Consider the following 22,876-nt stretch of genomic DNA (forward strand, 5'->3'; position numbering starts at 1 on the left):
GAGCCAAATTTGAAAAGAAAAAAATATAATATCATCACCTTTTCTTTGCTAGCTTTCTTCTTTCTCTTCGGTTATTTATCAAAACATTTAAAAGAACCTGTAAAGCCAACAGCAAAAACGCATCACATCTCTCACAGCCTTTCATCAAAAAGTAGCTCATCTCATAAAAAAGAGAATACTAAATCTTCAACTGCTACTTCGACGGAAGATCATAAGAAGGAGGCTAAGGACGAAAATAAGCATCAAGCATCTCCTTCTGCTCAAGGAGCAAATCAAAAACAAAACAACCAAACACCTCATCAAGATGGAAATCAAGAAAAGTCCAAGCCTACTGAAGGCGGACGAGGTTGGGGCGGACCAGAAGATGGCTCCTATGCCACTAACGGAGGAGGCGGTGGAGGTCACGATGCAGCCTTCGCCGCAGGTGCTGGTGGAGGAAGCAATCACTCAAGCTCAACTGATCAGAGCAATGAGTGGATTAACGACGTTGATAACAATCCTTACGAGTACCCACAAGCTTCATCAAGCACAGACACAACTGCCAATTCCAATTAATGAGATAACAGAATACTTATCATCACCAGTATTCTATTTTCAACCCTAGTTAGGACTAATCCTGACTAGGGTTTTTGCTTATCAAAAAAACACCTATAATTCAATAGGTGTCAAATACATTTGGCTTAAATTTGGGGCAGAATAGCTTAAACCCGCATGGTTAAAGGCTTAAAAATGTCCCCTGCCGGAATCGAACCAGCAACGACTCCTTAGGAGGGAGTTGTTATATCCATTTAACTAAGAGGACTTATGAAAAAATCTGCCACGAGGACAGATTTTTTATGTGAAATCTGTAAATTATTTACGGATTTCTTTGATACGTGCAGCTTTACCTTGCAAAGCACGCAAGTAGTAAAGTTTAGCACGGCGGACTTTACCGTAGCGTACAACTTCAATCTTTTCAACACGTGGAGTGTGGATTGGAAAAGTACGTTCTACACCGATACCGCTTGAAATTTTACGAACTGTGTACATTTCTGAGATCCCTTGACCTTTGCGTGAAATAACTACACCTTCAAAGATCTGGATACGTTCGCGAGTTCCTTCGACAACTTTCGCGTGAACGCGAACTGTGTCACCAGGACGGAATGATGGGATGTCAGTACGAAGTTGACCTTCTGTCAAACTTTGGATCAATGGATTCATTTTTATATACTCCTATCTTACTAATCTTAAGAGCAACCTCTGTGTCTCAGCGGATTAGCCGTTATTTTTGTGTGTCCATTACACACTCTTAGTATCTTATCAAAAAATTATCAGGTTGTCTAGTATCTTATTGCATTTCTAGCATTTTTTGTTGCCCATAAATGCTCGTCTTATGATTGATGAGGTAAGCAAAAGCCATGACAATCGCATAAGGAATTGCATTGACGGGACCAAAGACTTCAATGCCAATGAAAATAGGCGCTAAAAGGGTATTGGTACTGCTACCAAAGACAGACAGATAGCCTAGACCTGCTACAAGTGGAATTGGAAGGCCTAGAACTGGTGCTAAAACAGCACCAAGACTTGCTCCGATGGCAAACAAAGGAGTTACTTCCCCTCCTTGGAAACCAAGAGATAAGGTAAAGACGGTAAGGAGCAATTTCAAGAGCCAATCCAATGGATAAATGGTACCACCACCAACACTTAAAGCAATCAAATTCGTTCCAAGACCTGTATAGCGTCCCTTCCACAAAATCAAAAGAAGACAGGTTAAGACGACACTTCCTAATAGAACACGATAATAAGGATTTGGGAGCAGACTTGCTACTTTCTTTTTAGCTAGTGACAAGAGATAAGCAAAGAGATTTCCTACTAGACCAAAGGCCAGACCTAAAAGAGCTAATTTCATAAACGTCTCAAGGTCAATAGTCAAACTTTCGGATACAAAGTGGCTAAATTTTTCAAGACCTAAGAGATGGCTTGTTGTACTAGCCACAAAAGATGCAATAAGAGTCGGTACTAAGATTGGCAGGCTTAACTGTCCTAAGGTCAAGACTTCAAGAGCAAAGAAGGTCGCGGCGATTGGTGTTTGGAAGAGCCCTCCAAACCCAGCTGCCATCCCCATGGTTAAGAAAATGCGTGAAGCATTAGGGAGCTTAAAGTAGCGACTAAAAGCATGGGAAACTGTGGCTCCGAGCTGAACAGCCACTCCCTCACGACCTGCAGATCCCCCGAATAGGTGGGTCAGCCATGTGGTCACAGTCACAAGTGGAATTAACCTTAGGGGGACTTGATCCTCCTCATTATGTCCTACCTTGAAAATCAATCCCATTCCCTGTGCTGCCTTGCCAGCAAGCTTTTGGTAAAGGTAAACTATCAAAAGGCCTGCTAAAGGAAGTGCTGGGACCAGATAAAAGATATGCTGGTCACGGTATTCCGAGAGTCCTATAAGCACGCGCCCAAAAATAGCATCAATCAGCCCAACTATCACTCCTAGAAAGACAGCATAGAGACTTAAAATCACTAAATTGGAGTATGAGAGACCTTGACTCTCACTTAATTGTCTAACTTTCATCTTAATAACCTACTTTCCTTCAATCTTGCCTGCTTGATAAGTGCGTGAATGTTTCATAATATCTGCAAAGCTAGCTACGATAGGCTCTTGGTACTCTGGATTTGCGACACTCGCTGCTACTTTATCTAGCAAGGCTTGCTCACGCTCAGGATCATAGATCGCCTTTCCAGTGCGCTGTTTAAAAGCACTAACTCGAGTTACTAATTTCATACGTTCTTCCAACAAGGCCACAATCTCATTATCAACTGTGTCAATCTGTTGGCGAATCTCATTTAAGTCCATACTGACCTCCTTTTTTCTCTTCATTATAACAAAAATGACCTGAGGACAAAAGAGCCTCAAGCCATTGAATTGCTTATAAAAAGAGTTTTCTTACCTGACTGATATTACTTTCATTAACAACCAAATATAAGGTTGCTCCTGCTTTTAGACGTGTGTCTCCACGAACAACCTCAGACTGGTCTTGAAAAATCTGAGTGGAAATCAAAACCCCGTCAGGTAAGGTTAAATCCTTAACCAAGCGACCAGCTAAACTCTCTGTAACTGGTAAATCAATCATCGTCGGTATATTATCAACTTGTTTTGGTTCGTGGGCAATCAGATTGTGAAGCATGGCTTCATAGACGGGTTCTCCTCCCATGAAATCCATGACAAGATAGGCAATCAGGGTCACAACTCCAATTGTCATCAATTGGTGAAGGTCACCCACCATCTCAGTCACTAAAATCATAGCAGTGAGCGGTGCCTTAGATACCGCACCGAAATAACCAGCCATACCAAGAATGATAAAAATAGGGAACTGACTGACTTGTAAGAATCCTAGATTTTCAAAAGCTGCCGCAAATACGCTACCAGAAAGAGCACCTAGAGTCAAAATCGGCAAGAAAATCCCACCAGGAAAACCTGAACCAAAGGACAACATACTCCAAATAAAGCGAATAGCCAAATAGAGGATAGCCACAGTTAGAGCAGGATGTAAACCATTTAAAGCAAGAATCAATTCATTCCCACCACCTAAAAGATGTGGGAAATAAAGACCAATAGGAATGATAAACAGAACTGCCAAAAGGCCATGAAAATGAGATGGCAAGTGAAAGATTTTCCCTAACCCTTGGTAGACCTTACCAATACGTAAGACAACCCACTCATAACCGTATCCAAGAACACCTAGAAAAATCCCCAAAACAATAAGAATCCAATAATCTTTCAAAGGAAATACGGGTAATTTTTCTGTCATAGCAAGGACCGGTACCTGACCAAAGATGCGTAGGGAAACAGCATTGGCTACTAAGGATGCCGTTAAAGCTGTCACCCAAACATGACGAGAGAAATGATGATAGACTTCTTCGACGACAAACAAAAGACCAGCAATCGGGGCATTAAAGGCAGCCGATAACCCTGCTGCTGCTCCAGCAGCAATCAAGACACGCTTCTCACGTGCAGAGAGCTTAAGTCCCTTGGCTAATCCCTTAGCAGTCATGGCACCTAGTTGAATACTAGGTCCCTCACGTCCTAACATCAGTCCCATTGAAATCCCAAGGACTCCACCTAGGAATTTACGCCATAATACTGACCACCAGGACGGATGTAGGAGCCCCATCAGTTCCCCTTCAACATGGGGAATCCCTGAGCCCTTGATGTCTTTTTCCTGCTTAATAAGGTAACCAATAAAAAGGGCAATCAAGAGATTAACAAGTACAATTCCCAGAATCAGAAGTGGATTATGAAGGGCGTCTTCGTAAATAGCTACAGAAAATGCGGCCCCTTTGGCAATTAACCAACGAAAAAGACTGACCACTGCTCCTGCTGTCACCCCCACTAAGAGCCCTCGCCAAACGGACCAAAGGAGATGTTGAGATTGCGTCCTAAAATCTCTTTCTATTTCATTCATAAAAAACTCCATTTTTGACTACAATAAAAGCAGACTTTACTCTGCTTTTTTCTTATGCTAATGCTTCTGAAACTTTTTCAGCGAAAGCTTCAAGGTTTTCGATATCTTCATCTTCAGCAGAAAGGTCAACCTTGACGCTATCAGCACCCTTAGTCGCCCCTGTGAATGTGAATTGATTTTCAAACTCATCCACTGAATGACAGAAATAATCGTAGAAGGTATCTCCTGAACCTACAACACCAAAGATTTTACCTGACAAGTCGAGGTCAGCCAAATCTTCGTAAAAGTCAACGATTTCATCTGGCAACTCACCATCACCATAAGTGTAAGTCGCTACGATACAGATGTCCGCATCTTCAAAATCAGCGGCATCAACCGTTGTACACTCGTCTACATCTACAGTGTGACCCAATTCTTCCAATTTTTTGGCAACGATATCTGCGATTTCTTCCGTGTTACCGGTCATACTGGCATAAACGATTTTTGCTAAAGCCATAATGTCCTCCAAAATAATAAATTAGCTATATTATATCATATTTCTTCAGAAAATAAATGACCTAACAACTCAAAAAAACTGCCCATCAGGACAGTTTTAGATTTTGTAAGAGTTCAAAGTGTCGATAAACTAGCCATAAGCCAAGACCAACTATCAGAATGAGAATCACTGCTCTCATGAGACCTCTCAGAAAAGTCAAGAGCCAAGTAAGAAGCATAGAGGTGATTAGCCAACTCCAACCAGAGGCCCCGTATAGGGTTTGAATACTCTCAATAGAATGGCTGGTCAGCATTTTTACCCAATTGGGAATATAAATCCAAATACCTTCACCTGATAGGCCCAAACGATTGGCAATCATGGTTCCTGTTGTTTGCAACCAAGTAAAGACCCCAGCATTGAAAAGAAAAAGGAAGGTTTGCATGGGGTAACGTCTAGCAAGGCGTTTCAAATAGCGCATGACAGCCCCTCCTTAATTAGCATAAAGAGCATGGACCGTATCAATATCCACCTGTTGAATCCCGTAATAAGATCCTGCTGATTGCATAACGGATGTCTTAGAGTCATCATGGTCTAAGCCAATGGCATGTCCCAATTCGTGTTCAGCCGTATTCACAATACGCTTGTGAGTATAACCAAAATCACTATTCAAGAGGAAATAACGGTTCAACTTCACATCTACATGAGTGATGCGATTGGTCAAAACATTGGTTTGAGTGTCTGCTAAACCTGCTGCCTGTGAATTCACATCGGAATAGTCAGTCGCAACAATGTCAGCTGTTGAGGCATCATCAGTTAAAGTAAAGATGAAAGCACCCGTGTTATTCCAGTTGGTGATAGCCTCCTTATAAGCAGCTACCAAGGTTTCATCGGTAGACTGAATATAGATGCTAGCTGTATTTTGTGCCCATCTAGCTCCATTAGACTCTGGAATGGTATCTGTCGTTGATAGGTTAGAGACAACTTTCTCAACGTCACTAGTACTGGTTCCACTAAAACCTAGCTCTACTTGATGAAAGGCTTGGTTAATGTTTGTGGCTAAGGTACTTGAAGAGTTATTGGCATAGTAGACGAGTCCATAACCAATAAGGGCTAGGACTAGGGCAAGTTTAAATATAGCCCAAATAAGATTCCAAATAAATTGTAAAAGAAGTTTGGGAATATAGAAGATTACTCTGAATAATTTTTTCATTATTGAGCCTCCTTTTCGAAACTTCCCCTAGTATATCAAGCTCTAATAGTTCTGACAAGCAAAAAATATCACTTTAAGCTTTTATCATCTCTTTGATAAGATGTTACAAACTTGACCTATTAAGACAAGCGTTCTTCTTTAACGTAATCAATAGGTAACCATTCTAAGTAGGCTTCTAGTTGTTTTTCCCAGTAATACCACTCATGTCTTCCATGGTCTGTGCTGTAGTCAATGTCTAAACCAAGGGCCTTCAAATCAGCAACTGCCTTATCTTGAGAATCAAAAAGGAAATCCTCGAGGCCACACCAGGCAAAGAATTTGGTTTTCTTATCATGTTGTTTGGCTAGGTTAACCAGTTTATGCTGCTTAATGTCTTTTCCTTCCAAATCGCCAAAGACTCCTTGCCAGTATTCCTTAGACTCACTCGTTTCATCTGTAATCATCTCTACTGATAATCCAAGGGCACCAGAGAAGGAACCCGCACAAGCAAAGTTATTTGTCGTTAAGGCTAGTTTGAAAGAACCATAGCCACCCATAGAAAGTCCAGCGATAAAGGTCTTTTCACGCTTCTTAGTCATACTAGGGAAGAAACGTTGCATGACTTGAGGAAGCTCCTTAGCAATGGCATCGTAATACTTAACCCCGTAATTGGTATTTGTATACCAGCCATTTTCAGAATTAGGCATAATAACAATGAGATTAGTCTTACGAAGGAGACGCTGAATATTGGTACGGAAGGCCCAAGAATTATGATTGCCCCCCATGCCATGAAGGAGATAGAGAACTGGGATGTCCGTATCACTTTCCGTTTCAGCAATCTGATCACGATCTGGATAGATGACATCCACTTGGCGGTATTGTCCTAGAACATCTGATGAGTATTCAATTTGAAAAAAAGCCATTTGTTTTTCCTTTCTTAATGTTAGAAAAGCTGGGACACCCCCAGCTTTTGATTTTAGAACAAAGTCTTGTTAAAACTTTCCTCAATGTCTATGGTGCAAGCGACACGCTCACACTCTTATGTTTTAGTCAGTTATTAGCGGACTTCCATGACAACTGGAAGGATAGCTGGGCGACGTTTGGTTTGGTCGAAGAGGAACTTAGCCACATCGTCTCGGACAGCACCTTTAAGTTCACCCCAGTCGAAGCTGTCTCCTGCCAAGTAATTTTCAACGGTAGCATTAACAATGTCAGCAGCCTCACGGAGAATATCACGGCTCTTCTTCACATAAACGAACCCACGTGTATTCACACGCGCTTTAGAGACAATCTTACGTTCCTTCTTGTTAACAGTGATAGCTACGATAAAGATACCATCTTCAGACAAGACCTTACGGTCACGAAGGACGATATTACCCACATCACCAATGGCATTACCATCAATCATAACATCACCAGCTGGGACAGCTCCTTCATGAAGGAAACCTTGATCCTCTGACAAGTGCATGATGTCACCGCGTTTAACGATATAAATATTTTCTGGAAGAATACCAACTTCCAAGGCTAACTCTGCATGTGCTTGAAGGTCACGGTACTCCCCTTGGACAGGGAAGAGATACTGTGGACGAAGGAGGTTAATCATCAATTGAAGTTCGCGAGCATTGGCATGTCCAGAAACACGAAGGCTCTGCGTAATCATCTTAACAGTTCCACCAGCTTTATAGATAGCGTTGTTGACACGTGCCACTACGGCTTCCTTAGCAATGCTTGGAGTTGTAACGATATAAACCAAATCTCCATCCTTGATTTGAACGTAACGGTGACGACCAACAGCCATCTTTTGAAGGCCATCGATTGGTTCACCCATACGACCATTTTCGAGGATAATCAACTCGTGGTCTTCAAACTTGTTCATGTCTTTTGGTTTGACAATAAGTTTTTCATGCTCCACAGTCAATTTTTTGAGACGGATGGCTGTGCGAACAATATTTTCAACGTCAAAACCAGTAAGAACAACGCGACGTCCGTGATCAGCAGCTGAATCGAAGACTTGTTGAATACGTACCAAGTTTGAGGCAACTGCAGCAACAATAACACGTCCTTCTGCATCGGCAATGACTTGGTCAATTTCTTGACCAACTTCTGCTTCCGAAGCTGTTTGTTCAGTACTTGTCGCATTTGCTGAGTCTGACAAGAGGGCCAAAACACCTTCACGTCCAATTTCAGCCAAACGACCTAAATCAGTTTTGTAGTAAGGACGGGCAGCTTGGTCAAACTTGAAGTCACCAGTATAGACAATATTACCTTGGTCAGTGCCAAGAACAATCCCCATTGATTCTGGAATAGAGTGCGTTGTTTTGAAGAATGAAACTTCAGCATCTTCAAATTCAATTTCAGTTTCTGCATCAATAACATGGAAGTTATTGAATTTCTTAACGCCAGCATTTTTTACAAAAAGCTTAGCCAACTCAATAGTAAGTGATGACCCAAAGACTGGTACTTTGACGTCTTGCAAGATATAAGGTAGGGCACCAATGGCATCAGCATGTCCGTGAGTCAAGAAAATCCCTTGGATACGATCTCTATTTTCAATCAAGTAATCTAAGTTAGGAATGACAAAGTCAACACCTAGTTGTTCATTTTCAGGATACTTTAGACCAGCATCCAAGATAAAGATAGAGTCGTTAATCTCAACAATATAGAGGTTCTTAGCATTTTCACGTACTCCACCTAGGGCAATAATTTTAATATCGCTCATGCTTGTTTTTCTCCTTTTTAGTTTGACTCTCTTCTAGAGCCTATTTTTACAGACGGTCCAAGAAGCTGAACGTTCGTGCGAACAGTCTCCTTGTCGATTTACAGGCCACAACAAAAAGTTGCATACTCTTTAAGTATACAACTTTTTAGCTTATTTTACAATTTAGAGTCAGACGAGACTTACTCAAACATAGCGTAATAGTCTGTGATATCCAATTGACCTTTTTCTTCCTTGGTAAGGTCTTTAATGATTTGACCATCCTTCATAACGATCAAACGATTGCCATATTTTAGGGCATCTTCCATGTGATGGGTAATCATCAAGGCTGTAAGATGGTCGCCCGTCACAAACTCATCAGTCAACTCCATGAGGGCTACACTGGTCTTAGGATCCAGGGCTGCAGTGTGCTCGTCTAAGAGCAAGAGCTCAGGACGTTTAAGTGTCGCCATCAACAGACTGAGAGCCTGACGCTGACCACCTGAAAGGAGACCTGCTGGTGTATCTAAGTGCTTTTCTAAACCATTACTGATACGTTCGATCAGACCTTGAAATTCCTCTGTGTAGAGATGAATTTGGCGTGATTTAAGGCCTCGTTTTTCGCCACGGTATTTGGCAATTAAGAGGTTTTCTGCAACAGTCATACGAGGAGCTGTCCCCATTTTAGGATCTTGGAAGACTCGTGAGAGGTACTTAGCACGCTTCTCAGCAGGGAGAGACGTAACATCCTCACCCATGATGAAAATCTGACCACTGGTCAACATGAGGGTCCCTGCAATGACATTGAAGAGGGTTGATTTCCCGGCACCATTTCCACCAAGAATGGTAATAAAGTCACCTTCTCTAATGGTAAGGTTGACATGGTCCAGGATGGTTTTTTTGGTGTCAAAACCGTTATTGACCTTAACAGTCGCATTTTTAAGTTCTACAATAGCTGTCATCGTGATAAGGTCACCCCCTTAAAGAATTTTCGGCGTAGAACAGGCGAAATCAAACAAATAGCCAAAACAATTGCACTAAAGAGTTTGAGGTAGTTTGTGTTAAAACCAAGAGCAATAACCGCTGTCAAAAGGAACTGATAGAGGATTGAACCAATACAGATGGCAATCAAACGTTCCAACAGAGTCAAGTTAGTCGCATAAAGGACCTCACCAATGATGATGCTGGCAAGACCAATGACGATAACCCCAATCCCTTTAGAAACGTCGGCATAACCGTCCTGTTGGCTAATCAAGGCTCCTGAAAGGGCAATGATACCGTTTGAGATAACGAGACCCATCACTTCCATATTGTCTGTATTGATACCAAAAGATTTGGCCATGTCTCTATTATCACCTGTGGCAATATAAGCTTGACCTAGGCGCGTGTTAAGAAAGGCAATCAAGGCAGTGATAACAATGGTCACAGCAATGAGACCAACAATCAAGAGATTGTAGTCCTTGCTGAAAGGAAGCAAATCTTGGATAGTCTTGATATCTAGAAGTCCCAGGTTGGCCCTCCCCATAATCATAAGCATGACTGAGTTAAGAGAGGTCATGACCAAAATCCCTGCCAAAATAGTAGGAATTTCTCCCTTAGTATAGAGGAGACCAGTCACAAGTCCAGCACCACAGCCGGCCAAAACGGCAACCAAGGTTGCTAAAATTGGGTTCCAACCAAAGTTCATAAGGGTTACTGCTACTGCCCCACCAAGAGGGAAGGAACCTTCTGTTGTCAAATCAGGAAAATCCAAGATACGGAAAGTCATGTAAATCCCAAGACCTAGGATTCCGTATAGAAGCCCCTGATAAATAGATGAAATAATCATAAGTCCTCCTTATTTATCAGCTTTAACAGCGATATCTGACTGTTTAAGCACATCGTCAGGGATGGTGATGTTGAGGTCTTGAGCAACTTTAAGGTTAAGTGTTGGTGTGCCATCATCGATAACATCTACAGGGACATCCTTAACTTTTTTACCTTTAAGAACCTTAACGGCACTACGAGCTGTAGCCTTTCCAAGTTCATATTGGCTTTGAGCAACTGAAGCCAAACCGCCCTCTTTCACCATCGTATCAACTGTCGTATAAACTGGAATCTTAGCCTGGTTGGCTGATGAGATTACTGTTGAAAAGGCTGAGGCAATAGTATTATCTTGAGGCGTCCAGATGGCATCTACCTTACCAGTCATGACTGACATGGTTGTATTGATTTCATTGGTTGATGGGACGGCGTACTCGACCACATTTAGACCATCTTTTTCAGCGTATTTCTTAAAGCTTTCAACCTGTGATTTGGAATTGTCCTCACTTGAAGCATAGAGAATACCAATCGTTTTGGCATTTGGTGTCAGTGATTTGACCAATTCTACTGTCTGCTTAATCGGCACTTGGTTAGAGGTACCAGTGACATTGCCTTCCGGATGTTTGAGATTCTTAACCAATTTTGCCCCAACAGGGTCTGAGATAGCCCCCATGATTACTGGAATATCCTTGGTAGCTGCCGCTAGTCCTTGTGCTGCTGGCGTTGCAATACCGATAACGACATCATTCTTGTCATTGACCAATTGTTTAGACATGGTTTGAATTTTAGACTGGTCTCCTTCGGCATTTAGGAGGGTGATTTTAACCTTGTCTCCCTTATAACCAGCTTCCTTAAGACCATCCTCAATTCCCTTCTCGATTTGATCCAGGGCATCGTGAGTCACGAACTGGAGGATTCCTACTTTGACGACCTTATTAGCATCTTGGTGCTCTTTTTTGAAAAGATCTGTACCAATAGAACCGAGCGTCAAGATAGCTAAGAAAACCAAAGTCCAAATTAAACGCTTGTTTTTCATATGTGTCTCCTTCTATAAATTCTTCCTTTCTATTGTAAGTCATTTTCAGTCAATTAGCAATATTCTTAATTTATAAAAATTACCTTTCTCAAAGAAAAAGAATCAGAACACAATGTCTGATTCTTTTTCCTATTATTACTGATATTGTGCCAAGTCTAGCTTCATAATATAAAAGTAAAGGTCGCCATATTGTCCTTTGTAGCCAATATCATGTCCGTTTATCGTCACCTTAGTGACTGGCGTTGAATCCGGTAAGGCAATCCAACAAGCTTGCTGTGCTCTGACAAATTCATTGTAATCTTCAAAAGAAGTGTGTTTTTCTTGCTTTGCAGTATTTAAATAAGTTACTTCAATCATCGAGGGACCTCCTTTTAATCCTTTAATTAAATTCTAGATTACGCTTCCTAGAGAGTAAAGTCAATCATGACGTCTTAAAAAAACTAGCAGGCTAGTCCATACAAATAGACCCCATGGCAAATGCCATGAGGTCTATTTTAATTGGAATCTGGATTCTTAAGGTCCTATCCGACCGTTACATCATTTTAACGTTTGCGTCGTTTTGCGCCATAGAGTCCAAATCCAGCTAGAAGACTTGCCAAACCAAAGATTGCAAGGTTTGAATCCTCACTACCAGTTTCTGGAAGTTGAGCTGTCTTATCACTTGGATTGATAAAGTGAGCTTCTTCTTTTGTTTCTGGAAGTACTGGAGCCTTAGGCTCTTCTGTTTGTGGAGCTGGCTGTGGCTCTGGTGTCGGAGTTTTATCCGGCACTGGTGTTGGAGTCACAATTTGTTTGTAGATGTGTTGAGTATTACCATTTTCATCTACAATTGTCTTCACAAATTCATAACCTGGGATTTCTTTCTTAGGTTGTTGGCCATCTTCAGTTGGATAACCAGGGATTGGCGTACCATTTTCATCAACGTATGACGTCGTTACTTGCTCGTAGACATGTTCGATATCACCATTAGGTAATTTCTTAGTTTCTACGAAGCGGTAACCTGGAATTTCAACTTTTGGCTGTTCACCATCAACTGTAGGATATCCTGGGATTTCCTTACCTTCTTTATCAACAAACTTAGTGATTGGAAGGACAGTTGGTGTGTAGGTTGCTGAAGCCTTAGTTCCGTTCACATCTTCACGAACCACTGTGACTGCTGGGGCAGTTCCTGTAAATTCAGTTTCTGGTGTGAATGTTACAGTGCCATCTGCAGCTACTGTGTAAGTTCCTACACCTGCAATAGTCTTAGTTGTTGAGCCATCTTCAAAGGTAGCTGGTACTTGGTTATTCATTGGTACACGGCTATCGCCTTCAGTGAAGCTTGGCTTACCTGTTTGCGTTTGGCCTTTATTTCCAATCGAGGTAACTGATTCTGCAGTTGGTGTTACTGGTGTTACGGTTGGCGTGTAGGTTGCTGTAATGGCTGTACCGTTCTTATCAACACGTTTCACGGTCACACCTGTACCTGTTCCTGTGAATGCTTTTTCTGGGACGAAGGTTACAGTTCCGTCTGGAGCAACTGTGTAAGTTCCTTCACCTGGAATAACTTTAGTTGTTGAGCCGTCTTCAAAGGTAGCAGGTACATCATCATCCATTGGGACACTTGGGTTACCAGGCGTGAAGCTTGGTTTACCTGTTTGTGTTTGACCTTGAATATCTGTAGATGTTGCTGGCTCTGAAGTTGGAGTAACAGGAGTTACTGTTGGTGTGTAGGTTGCTGAAGCCTTAGTTCCGTTAATATCTTCACGGACAACTGTCACAGCTGGTGCAGTTCCTACGAATGATTTTTCTGGAACAAAGGTTACGGTTCCGTCTGCTGCTACTGTGTATGTACCAACACCATCAACAGTCTTAGTCGTTGAACCATCATCAAATGTTGCTGGAACATCGTCATTCATTGGTACACGGCTGTCACCTTCGGTGAAGGTTGGCTTACCGGTTTGAGTTGCACCTTGAATATCTGTTGATGTTGCTGGTTCCGCTGTTGGAGTAACTGGAGTTACTGTTGGTGTGTACTTCGCTGTAATTTCAGTTCCATTCTTATCAACACGTTTCACGGTTACGCCTGTAGCAGTTCCAGTAAATGATTTTTCTGGTACGAAAGTTACTGTACCATCTGGAGCAACGGTGTAAGTTCCTTCACCATCTACTGTCTTCGTAGTTGATCCATCTTCGAAGGTCGCTGGAGTATCTTCATCAATTGGAACATTTGGATCACCTTCAGTAAAGGTTGGTTTACCAGATTGTGTTTGACCTTGGATATCTGTTGATGTAGCATCTTCAGAAGTTGGAACGACTGGAGTAATCTTAGGTGTGTAAGTTGTGTCTACAGTTGTTCCATTTGTATCAGCTGCTTGAACCTTAACTGGAACAACATCACCTGAATAAGATTTGTCTGTTGGTGTGAAGGTTACAACACCTGTCTCTTTATCAACTGTGAAGGTACCAATAATATCGCCCGCTGGTGATTTCGCAAACACTGCCGCTGCTGGTTGGCCATTTTCATCAAGAAGAGTAATGGTATCCTTATCAATTGGTGCAACTGGGTCACCTTCAGTGAAGGTTACTGTTCCAGTTTGAACCACGCCTTGAGGTGCTTCAGATTCAGCAGGAGTTGCTGTTGGAGTTACTGGAGTCACAGTTGGTGTGTAAGTCGCAGAAGCCTTAGTTCCGTTCTTATCTTCACGAACAACCGTTACGGCCGGCGCTTTACCCGTGAATGATTTCTCAGGAACAAAGGTTACTGTTCCGTCTGCTGCTACTGTGTATGTACCAACACCATCAACAGTCTTGGTAGTTGAACCATCTTCAAATGTTGCTGGAACATCGTCATTCATTGGTACACGACTATCACCTTCAGTATATTCAGGCTTACCTGTTTGGGTTTGACCTTGTTTACCTGTTGATGTTGTTGGTTCAGCAGTTGGTGTAACTGGGGTTACTGTTGGTGTATATTTTGCTGTAACTGGAGTACCGTTCTTATCAACACGCTTAACCGTTACGCCTGTACCTTCTCCTGTAAATGATTTTTCTGGTACGAAGGTTACAGTTCCGTTCGGAGCGACTGTGTAAGTTCCTTCTCCTGGAATTGTCTTCGTAGTTGAGCCATCTTCAAAGGTTGCTGGTACATCATCATCCATTGGGATTGCAGGGTTACCAGGTGTAAAGCTTGGTGTACCAGATTGTGTTTGACCTTGGATATCTGTTGATGTAGCATCTTCAGAAGTTGGAACGACTGGAGTAATCTTAGGTGTGTAAGTTGTTTCTACTGTTGTACCATTAGTATCCGTAGCTTGAACTTTCACTGGAACAACATCACCTGAATAAGATTTATCCGTTGGGGTGAAGGTCACAACACCTGTTTCTTTATCAACGGTGAAGGTACCAATCACGTCACCTGCTGGTGATTTCGCTTCTACTGATGCTGCTGGCTGACCAGTTTCATCAAGAAGAGTAATGGTATCCTTATCAATTGGTGCAACTGGGTCACCTTCAGTGAAGGTTACTGTTCCAGTTTGAACCAAACCTTGAGGTGCTTCTGATTCAGCTGGAGTTGCTGTTGGAGTTACTGGTGTCACAGTTGGTGTGTACTTAGCAGTAACTGGAGTACCGTTCTTATCGACACGTTTAACCGTTACGCCTGTACCTTCTCCAGTGAATGATTTTTCTGGAACAAATGTTACGGTTCCGTCTGGAGCAACTGTGTAAGTTCCTTCACCAGGAACGGTCTTCGTAGTTGAGCCATCTTCAAATGTTGCAGGTGTATCATCATCCATTGGAACATTTGGATTACCTGGTGTGAAGGTTGGTGTACCTGTTTGCGTTTGACCTTGTTTGTCAGTAGATGTTGTATCTTCTGCAGTTGGTGTAACTGGTGTTACTGTTGGGGTGTAAGTTGCAGAAGCTTTTGTTCCGTTCTTATCTTCACGAACCACTGTTACAGCTGGTGCAGTACCGACGAATGATTTTTCTGGTACGAAGGTTACTGTTCCATCTGCTGCTACTGTGTAAGTACCAACACCGTCTACAGTCTTAGTCGTTGAGCCATCGTCAAATGTTGCTGGAACATCATCGTTCATTGGCACACGGCTATCGCCTTCAGTAAATACAGGTTTACCAGTTTGTGTAGCACCTTGGATATCTGTCGTTGTTGCATCTTCAGAAGTTGGAACGACTGGAGTAATCTTAGGTGTGTAAGTTGTTTCTACTGTTGTACCATTTGTATCAGCTGCTTGAACCTTAACTGGGACAACATCACCTGAATAAGATTTATCTGTTGGTGTGAAGGTCACAACACCTGTTTCTTTATCAACAGTGAAGGTACCGATCACGTCACCTGCTGGTGATTTCGCATCTACTGATGATGCTGGCTGACCATTTTCATCAAGAAGGGTAATTGAATCCTTGTTAATTGGTGCGACTTCATCACCTTCAGTAAAGGTTACTATTCCAGTTTGAACAAGACCTTGAGGACCAGTTGATTCTGCTGGTGTAGCAGTTGGAGTCACCGGTGTTACTGTTGGGGTGTAAGTTGCAGAAGCTTTGGTTCCGTTCTTATCTTCACGAACAACCGTTACGGCCGGCGCTTTACCTGTGAATGATTTCTCAGGAACAAAGGTTACTGTTCCGTCAGCTGCTACTGTGTAGGTACCAACTCCATCAACTATCTTAGTCGTTGAACCATCGTCGAAAGTAGCTGGAACATCGTCATTCATTGGCACACGGCTGTCGCCTTCAGTAAATTCAGGCTTACCTGTTTGAGTTTGACCTTGTTTACCTGTTGTTTCAACTGGTGTCGCTGTCGGTGTTACAGGAGTTACTGTTGGTGTGTACTTCGCTGTGATTTCAGTTCCGTTCTTATCCACACGTTTCACAGTTACACCTGTACCTTCTCCTGTGAATGATTTTTCTGGGACAAAGGTTACTGTGCCATCAGGAGCTACAGTGTAAGTACCTTCTCCTGGAATAACTTTAGTTGTTGAGCCATCTTCAAAGGTTGCTGGTACATCATCATCCATTGGGATTGCAGAGTTACCAGGTGTAAAGCTTGGTGTACCTGTTTGCGTTTGACCTTGGATGTCTGTAGATGTTGCAGGTTCAGCAGTTGGGACAACTGGAGTGATCTTCGGTGTGTAAGTTGTTTCTACTGTTGTACCATTTGTATCAGCTGCTTGAACCTTAACTGGGACAACATCACCTGAATAAGATTTATCCGTTGGTGTGAAAGTAACCACACCTGTCTCTTTATCAACGGTGAAGGTACCAATTACATCACCTGCTGGTGATTTCGCTTCTACTGATGCTACTGGTTGACCATTTTCATCAAGAAGAGTAATGGTATCTTTATCAATTGGTGCAACTGGGTCACCTTCCGTGAAGGTTACTGTTCCAGTTTGAACCACACCTTGAGGTGCTTCAGATTCAGCAGGAGTTGCTGTTGGGGTTACTGGAGTCACAGTTGGTGTGTACTTAGCAGTAACTGGAGTACCATTCTTATCGACACGTTTAACCGTTACGCCTGTACCTTCTCCAGTGAATGATTTTTCTGGAACAAATGTCACTGTTCCGTCTGGAGCAACTGTGTAAGTTCCTTCACCTGGAACCGTCTTCGTAGTTGAGCCATCTTCAAATGTTGCAGGTGTATCATCATCCATTGGTACATTTGGATTACCTGGTGTGAAGGTTGGTGTACCTGTTTGTGTTTGACCTTGTTTGTCAGTAGATGTTGTATCTTCTGCAGTCGGTGTGACTGGAGTCACAGTTGGTGTATAAGTTGCAGAGGCTTTGGTTCCGTTCTTATCTTCACGAACAACCGTTACGGCTGGCGCTGTTCCGACGAATGATTTTTCTGGAACGAAGGTAACAGTTCCGTCTGCTGCTACTGTGTAAGTACCAACACCGTCTACAGTCTTAGTCGTTGAACCATCGTCAAATGTTGCTGGAACATCATCGTTCATTGGCACACGGCTATCGCCTTCTGTAAATACTGGCTTACCTGTTTGTGTAGCACCTTGGATATCTGTAGTTTCAACTGGTGTTGCTGTCGGTGTTACAGGAGTTACTGTTGGGGTGTACTTAGCTGTGATTTCAGTTCCGTTCTTATCCACACGTTTCACAGTTACGCCTGTTCCTACTCCAGTAAATGATTTTTCTGGTACGAAAGTTACTGTACCATCTGGAGAAACGGTGTATGTTCCTTCGCCATCCACTGTCTTAGTGGTTGAGCCATCTTCAAAGGTCGCTGGAGTATCCTCATCGATTGGAACATTTGGATCGCCTTCAGTAAAGGTTGGTTTACCTGTTTGAGTGGCACCTTGGATATCTGTCGATGTTGCATCTTCAGAAGTTGGAACGACTGGAGTAATCTTAGGTGTGTAAGTTGTTTCTACTGTTGTACCATTTGTATCAGCTGCTTGAACCTTAACTGGGACAACATCACCTGAATAAGATTTATCTGTTGGTGTGAAGGTCACAACACCTGTTTCTTTATCAACAGTGAAGGTACCGATCACGTCACCTGCTGGTGATTTCGCTTCTACTGATGCTGCTGGCTGACCATTTTCATCAAGAAGGGTAATTGAATCCTTGTTAATTGGCGCTACTTCATCACCTTCTGTGAAGGTTACTGTTCCAGTTTGAACCAAACCTTGAGGTCCCGTAGATTCAGCTGGTGTTGCTGTTGGAGTTACTGGTGTCACAGTTGGTGTGTAAGTCGCAGAAGCCTTAGTTCCGTTCTTATCTTCACGAACAACCGTTACGGCCGGCGCTTTACCTGTGAATGATTTCTCAGGAACAAAAGTTACAGTTCCGTCGGCTGCTACTGTGTAAGTACCAACTCCATCAACTGTCTTGGTAGTTGAACCATCGTCGAAGGTTGCTGGAACGTCATCGTTCATTGGTACACGACTATCACCTTCAGTAAATTCAGGCTTACCTGTTTGGGTTTGACCTTGTTTACCTGTTGATGTTGTATCTTCTGCTGTTGGTGTAACTGGTGTTACTGTTGGGGTGTAAGTCGCAGAGGCTTTGGTTCCGTTCTTGTCTTCACGAACAACCGTTACAGCCGGTGCAGTTCCGACAAATGATTTCTCAGGAACAAACGTCACCGTACCGTCAGCTGCTACTGTGTAAGTACCAACTCCGTCAACTGTCTTAGTCGTTGAACCATCGTCAAATGTCGCTGGAACATCTTCATTGATAGCTACTGTTTTCTCAACACCATCAACGGTTACTGTTCCACCCTTGAATTCAGGTTTACCAGTTTGAGTAGCACCTTGGATATCTTTTGTTTCAGCTGGAGTTGCTGTCGGTGTTACCGGTACGATTTCAGGCGTGTAAGTTGTGTCCACCTTGATACCGTTTGAGCTTTCAGCTTGAACCTTGGCCGGTGTTACTACACCTGTGTATGATTTATCAGTCGGTGTGAAAGTGACTTGACCAGTAGCTGAATCGATAGAGTAAGTACCGATTTCAGTTGTACCATCAGCAGCATAAGCTGGTGTACTTGTTACCTCGTTACCATCATTATCCAAAAGCGTGTAGCTATTATCTTTGATCGTAATAGCTTTATCTTCACCATTCACTTGAACAGTTGTTCCTGCGAAGGTTGGTGTCCCTGTTTGTGTTGCACCTTGAACATCTTTAGAAGTTGCAGGGTTTGCAGTTGGAACTGCTGGCACAACAGTTGGTGTGTAGGTCGCATCTGAAGTAATGGTTGCAGTCTTACCATTAGCATTTGTAATCGTAGCAGTTGCCTGAACAGTTACTCCTTTTGCAGTACCAACAAAGTCTTTTTCTGGCGTAAATGTTACTGCTCCAGTCGTTGGGTCGATAGTATAGCTACCTTCACCTGCTACTGTCACTGTTGTTTCATCAGTTGGTTGACCAGTTGCGGGATCCACCAATTTCTTGCTTGTGATTTCAGCAGTCTTATCATTACTCAAATCAAAGGTTGGTGTTTGGGTTTGAGGAACATTTTGAACATCCTCAGAAACCTTGTCTGTAGGAGTCACTGTGATTGGTGTGGCAGTTGGTGTGTACTTAGCAGTTGCAGTCTTAAGAGCATTATCTGGCACTCTACCATCTTTGTCACGACCAACTGGAGCCGTAAGAGAAACTGTTACCCCCTTGGCAGTTCCAGTAAATCCTGGTTCTGGTACAAAAGTAACCTTGCCAGTCAACTCGTCTAGATAGTAAATTCCTTCTCCTTCTACAGTCAAAACAGGATCATTGATGACATTTCCAGTCGCTGGATCGACAAACTTAGCCGGATAATCAAAATCAGGTGTGATTTTAACTTTCTCACCATTACTATTTGTTCCTTCAAGAGCGAATTCTGGCGTACCAGTTTGACTAGCTCCTTGAACATCCGTAGATTTCTTGTCTTCCCCTTCGATATTTTTAGGTGTTACTGTTGGAATGTAAAGACCATCCATATTATCCATCACTTCATTAATTGATGGTAATAATGTTTTATCTTTAGAAACCCAATCAGTTGTATAACCATTATCATCTGTACGACGGATACTTATACCGCTCGCAGTTCCTACAAAGTTATCTTCTGGAGTAAATTCAATATCTACGTTATTACCGTTTGGAGTAATTTTATATTTACCTTCTCCTGGTATTACATAATATCCATCAGCTTTTGGATTTACTACTTGTTTCGTTCTATTATCAATAATAACTGGAGCTACAGTTTGATCGATTTCTGCATTTTTATCACGACTGTACTTGGATAGTCCTTGAGCCGTGAAAGCAACTGTTGCTGTTTGTGTCGCTCCTTGAACATCGATTGTTTCTTTACGTTCACCTTTTGGAGGGAAAGTAATTTGAGTTTTAAAGTCTTCTACTTCTCCAGATAAAGCTAAACCTGTTGGGTTTTCAATATCTGATTGATTACTAGCAATACGAACACGTGTACCTAATTCAGTAACACTTGGATCAATCATTGTTTTTGCATTTCTGAATTCAAGTCTAACTGTTCCATCTTTTGTAACAGTTGCCAAGTCAGAACGTTCATCCTCATCGAATGTTCCATTTTGGTTAAAGTCGATCCAACCGTAAACATACGCTTTAGCAGCACCATCAGTATGTGCTTCAACATCTAAAGTATACGTTCCTGGACGAGTACGGTCTAATTTAATCATATCATTAGTTTGACCTTTTAAGTTATCAGGTACGATTTGATCAACACCTTCATCAGCAGAAATAGTGTTATCATCACCTGTCCAGTCATTTGCGTTATTTTCATCCATATCAGGACTTACAGTTCCTAAGTATGGTTGAGCAAGTTTTGTACCTGTTACACCGTCTACCGTTCCAATTGAGTGTTGTGCTTTTCCATAACTTTCTGGAGCGTCTCCTTCATCAAGAGGGAAGAATCCAAGCATAGCAGATTGTTTACCTGATGATGCGATATAAAGTCCCACTTCTGAAGCTCCTTGAGTCATAACTAGAGGTACTGAAAAACGGCTAGCAGACACGTTCGGTCCGAAAACTCCAGTTCCTAATCCACCCGTAACTTGGTCTGGACTACCAAAGTATTTCCACGCTACTGGTTTTTTATCTGGGCCAACCTCATTAGCATTACGAAGTAATTCCAAGTTTAGTCCTGATATTCTAGCACCATTTACATCAACAAATTTTGATCTACTATAGTTATTTGCGGGATCAAAATAATTGTGTGTGTCTTGAACTACATACGTTTCAGTATTAGAAGCTTTTTTCCATTCTCCGATATGTTTCCAACCAGCACCATTTGTAGTGAATAACACTAATTCACCAGGGTTAGCTGACTCACCATCAGCAGCTACTACTGCAGGTTTTACTGATTTACCACGGAATGTTGCAGAAATCTCAAATTGAACACCGATATTCGCACCATTATACTCTGATGAAATTGTTGTTCGTTTTGAACCAGTATCAATTCCTTCTTGACGAATTTCAGTCCAACGATTTTGAGCGTCTGCTACTACTAATGCTTCTTCTCTGTTTGCGAAAGCTGCTCTAGTTGTAGGATCTCCAATAGTTCCAATGTATCCATTTTTTGCATTTGGATCATATGTAGCTTTTTCAGCTTCTGTAGCACCTTGTGCTTCCATACGATTTTTATAAATTTCAGTTGCTTGGAATGGTTTAAGACTCTTAACCTTAATGTTAACTATATATCCAGGCATAATTTCTTTAGTGTAAGTTGATCCTACTTGAAGAGCTGTTCTACCGTCTTTAGATGTTGTAGTATTGGTCCAAGCAGTTGTATCTCCAAAATCTAACCAGTTAATTTGTTTAACTAGTTCTTTTGCATTAATTTTAGAAAATTCTGTTGGTTTTTCAACTTTTGGAGTTGAGGTTGCATCTTCTACATCATCACCAATCAAGCTTTCGTCATTAGGGTCACCGATTGCACGACGTGTACGACGGCGACCAGAAGTTTCTGCTGTTACAACAGGTTGCTCTAGAGCAGACGCTTCGGCACCACTTGAAAGAGCATTCGTTGTAGAAGCTTCTGCTTGAACGTCCACACCTTGTGCTTCAGATGCTGTTTCTGAAGCAGTTGTCTCAGATGATGCTGGTGTAACAGAGGCTGTCGTTGAAACTCCCGTAGTATTGCCTACACTTGTAGAGCCAGCAACACTAGTGGTAGATGCTGCAGTAGTTGCTGACGTTGATGTAGCTGCTTGAGATGTAGTCTCACTAGAAGCTTGTGTTGTAGACGTTTCAGAAGTAGCTGCGCTAGCATTTGAAACTGTTTGAGACTGACTATTAGTCTCAGAAATTGATAAGAAATTTGCGACTTCCGTCGAAGCTTGAGCAGCAACAGCATTCTGAGAAGATGTCTCATCACTCACTGTAGCAGTAGTGCTAGCTACATCTCCTGCTTGGACTTGGTTAGCTGTTTCATCGGCAGATACTTGACTAGCAGTACCAACCATAACCAGAGTCCCAAGAAGAACGGAGCAAACCCCTACATTCAGCTTACGAATCGAAAATCGACTTATACGATCATTAAATAAATCTTTACCCACTTTGGTAATCCTCCACACTTATACTATTAAGTATCTCACCCCTCAATGAGATTAAAAGTATTTAAAAATACTAATCGTTAAATATTCTAACAAAATTCCTAATATTTGTGAAAAGAAATGCTCTTATTTTCAATTTTTTTATAAGGTTCACTTAAAAATAATCATGTAAACAATAGAATGATTATAGATATCACTATTTTTATAAA

Annotated in this window: 15 protein-coding genes and 1 tRNA gene; 1 reads left to right on the forward strand and 15 read right to left on the reverse strand. The window is 42.0% G+C overall.

The window, feature by feature from the left end:
* Positions 1 to 9 precede the first annotated feature (9 nt).
* Positions 10 to 555: a hypothetical protein gene (locus H7T98_RS09130; RefSeq protein WP_073686997.1), complete on the forward strand. Its 546-nt coding sequence runs from the start codon at positions 10 to 12 to the stop codon at positions 553 to 555.
* Positions 556 to 730: 175 nt separating this feature from the next.
* Here H7T98_RS09130 and H7T98_RS09135 read toward each other — a convergent pair.
* The 15 genes from H7T98_RS09135 to H7T98_RS09205 all read right to left on the reverse strand — a co-directional run bounded on the left by H7T98_RS09135 (position 731) and on the right by H7T98_RS09205 (position 22,670).
* Positions 731 to 802, reverse strand: a tRNA-Arg gene (locus H7T98_RS09135).
* Between the two features lie 50 nt (positions 803 to 852).
* Positions 853 to 1,200: a 50S ribosomal protein L19 gene (gene rplS / locus H7T98_RS09140; RefSeq protein WP_002883489.1), complete on the reverse strand. Its 348-nt coding sequence runs from the start codon at positions 1,198 to 1,200 to the stop codon at positions 853 to 855.
* Between the two features lie 127 nt (positions 1,201 to 1,327).
* Entirely contained in the window at positions 1,328 to 2,554 is a 1,227-nt protein-coding gene (locus H7T98_RS09145) for a voltage-gated chloride channel family protein (RefSeq protein WP_021145511.1), read from the reverse strand.
* A 9-nt stretch (positions 2,555 to 2,563) separates the two neighbouring features.
* Positions 2,564 to 2,836 carry a chorismate mutase gene (locus H7T98_RS09150; protein ID WP_021145512.1) on the reverse strand — a complete coding sequence of 91 codons (273 nt, stop codon included), beginning with the start codon at positions 2,834 to 2,836 and terminating at the stop codon, positions 2,564 to 2,566.
* A gap of 73 nt (positions 2,837 to 2,909) precedes the next feature.
* Positions 2,910 to 4,445: a ClC family H(+)/Cl(-) exchange transporter gene (locus tag H7T98_RS09155; protein WP_175057556.1), complete on the reverse strand. Its 1,536-nt coding sequence runs from the start codon at positions 4,443 to 4,445 to the stop codon at positions 2,910 to 2,912.
* Positions 4,446 to 4,497: 52 nt separating this feature from the next.
* Positions 4,498 to 4,941: a flavodoxin gene (locus tag H7T98_RS09160; RefSeq protein ID WP_002883520.1), complete on the reverse strand. Its 444-nt coding sequence runs from the start codon at positions 4,939 to 4,941 to the stop codon at positions 4,498 to 4,500.
* Positions 4,942 to 5,026: 85 nt separating this feature from the next.
* Positions 5,027 to 5,398, reverse strand: a complete 372-nt coding sequence (locus tag H7T98_RS09165; RefSeq protein ID WP_021144289.1) for a hypothetical protein — start codon at positions 5,396 to 5,398, stop codon at positions 5,027 to 5,029.
* 12 nt (positions 5,399 to 5,410) lie between these two features.
* Positions 5,411 to 6,130, reverse strand: coding sequence for a matrixin family metalloprotease (locus H7T98_RS09170; protein WP_014633224.1), 720 nt, complete (start codon positions 6,128 to 6,130; stop codon positions 5,411 to 5,413).
* A 119-nt stretch (positions 6,131 to 6,249) separates the two neighbouring features.
* Entirely contained in the window at positions 6,250 to 7,032 is a 783-nt protein-coding gene (locus H7T98_RS09175) for an alpha/beta hydrolase (protein ID WP_021146944.1), read from the reverse strand.
* 134 nt (positions 7,033 to 7,166) lie between these two features.
* Entirely contained in the window at positions 7,167 to 8,828 is a 1,662-nt protein-coding gene (locus H7T98_RS09180; RefSeq protein WP_155164676.1) for a ribonuclease J, read from the reverse strand.
* 179 nt (positions 8,829 to 9,007) lie between these two features.
* Entirely contained in the window at positions 9,008 to 9,766 is a 759-nt protein-coding gene (locus H7T98_RS09185; RefSeq protein WP_021144291.1) for an ABC transporter ATP-binding protein, read from the reverse strand.
* Positions 9,763 to 10,632, reverse strand: a complete 870-nt coding sequence (locus tag H7T98_RS09190) for an ABC transporter permease (protein ID WP_002883493.1) — start codon at positions 10,630 to 10,632, stop codon at positions 9,763 to 9,765. Before H7T98_RS09190 ends, H7T98_RS09185 begins: the two co-directional genes overlap by 4 nt.
* A gap of 9 nt (positions 10,633 to 10,641) precedes the next feature.
* Positions 10,642 to 11,643 carry a tryptophan ABC transporter substrate-binding protein gene (gene trpX / locus H7T98_RS09195; protein ID WP_014634336.1) on the reverse strand — a complete coding sequence of 334 codons (1,002 nt, stop codon included), beginning with the start codon at positions 11,641 to 11,643 and terminating at the stop codon, positions 10,642 to 10,644.
* Positions 11,644 to 11,778: 135 nt separating this feature from the next.
* The gene (locus tag H7T98_RS09200; RefSeq protein ID WP_002890796.1) at positions 11,779 to 12,000 is read right to left on the reverse strand and encodes a DUF4649 family protein; all 222 of its coding nucleotides are present in this window, start codon (positions 11,998 to 12,000) and stop codon (positions 11,779 to 11,781) included.
* A 185-nt stretch (positions 12,001 to 12,185) separates the two neighbouring features.
* Positions 12,186 to 22,670: a GEVED domain-containing protein gene (locus tag H7T98_RS09205; RefSeq protein ID WP_201061715.1), complete on the reverse strand. Its 10,485-nt coding sequence runs from the start codon at positions 22,668 to 22,670 to the stop codon at positions 12,186 to 12,188.
* Between the last annotated feature and the right edge of the window lie 206 nt (positions 22,671 to 22,876).

The sequence above is a fragment of the Streptococcus sp. 23.2 genome, from assembly GCF_016648665.1.
Taxonomy (GTDB): domain Bacteria; phylum Bacillota; class Bacilli; order Lactobacillales; family Streptococcaceae; genus Streptococcus; species Streptococcus salivarius_E.

Coding starts and splice junctions, on each gene's coding strand:
- H7T98_RS09175 (WP_021146944.1), bottom strand. CDS start 7,032: ATGGCTTTTTTTCAAATTGAATACTCATCAGATGTTCTAGGACAATAC.
- H7T98_RS09155 (WP_175057556.1), bottom strand. CDS start 4,445: ATGAATGAAATAGAAAGAGATTTTAGGACGCAATCTCAACATCTCCTT.
- trpX (WP_014634336.1), bottom strand. CDS start 11,643: ATGAAAAACAAGCGTTTAATTTGGACTTTGGTTTTCTTAGCTATCTTG.
- H7T98_RS09180 (WP_155164676.1), bottom strand. CDS start 8,828: ATGAGCGATATTAAAATTATTGCCCTAGGTGGAGTACGTGAAAATGCT.
- H7T98_RS09170 (WP_014633224.1), bottom strand. CDS start 6,130: ATGAAAAAATTATTCAGAGTAATCTTCTATATTCCCAAACTTCTTTTA.
- H7T98_RS09185 (WP_021144291.1), bottom strand. CDS start 9,766: ATGACAGCTATTGTAGAACTTAAAAATGCGACTGTTAAGGTCAATAAC.
- H7T98_RS09165 (WP_021144289.1), bottom strand. CDS start 5,398: ATGCGCTATTTGAAACGCCTTGCTAGACGTTACCCCATGCAAACCTTC.
- H7T98_RS09160 (WP_002883520.1), bottom strand. CDS start 4,941: ATGGCTTTAGCAAAAATCGTTTATGCCAGTATGACCGGTAACACGGAA.
- rplS (WP_002883489.1), bottom strand. CDS start 1,200: ATGAATCCATTGATCCAAAGTTTGACAGAAGGTCAACTTCGTACTGAC.
- H7T98_RS09200 (WP_002890796.1), bottom strand. CDS start 12,000: ATGATTGAAGTAACTTATTTAAATACTGCAAAGCAAGAAAAACACACT.
- H7T98_RS09150 (WP_021145512.1), bottom strand. CDS start 2,836: ATGGACTTAAATGAGATTCGCCAACAGATTGACACAGTTGATAATGAG.
- H7T98_RS09145 (WP_021145511.1), bottom strand. CDS start 2,554: ATGAAAGTTAGACAATTAAGTGAGAGTCAAGGTCTCTCATACTCCAAT.
- H7T98_RS09190 (WP_002883493.1), bottom strand. CDS start 10,632: ATGATTATTTCATCTATTTATCAGGGGCTTCTATACGGAATCCTAGGT.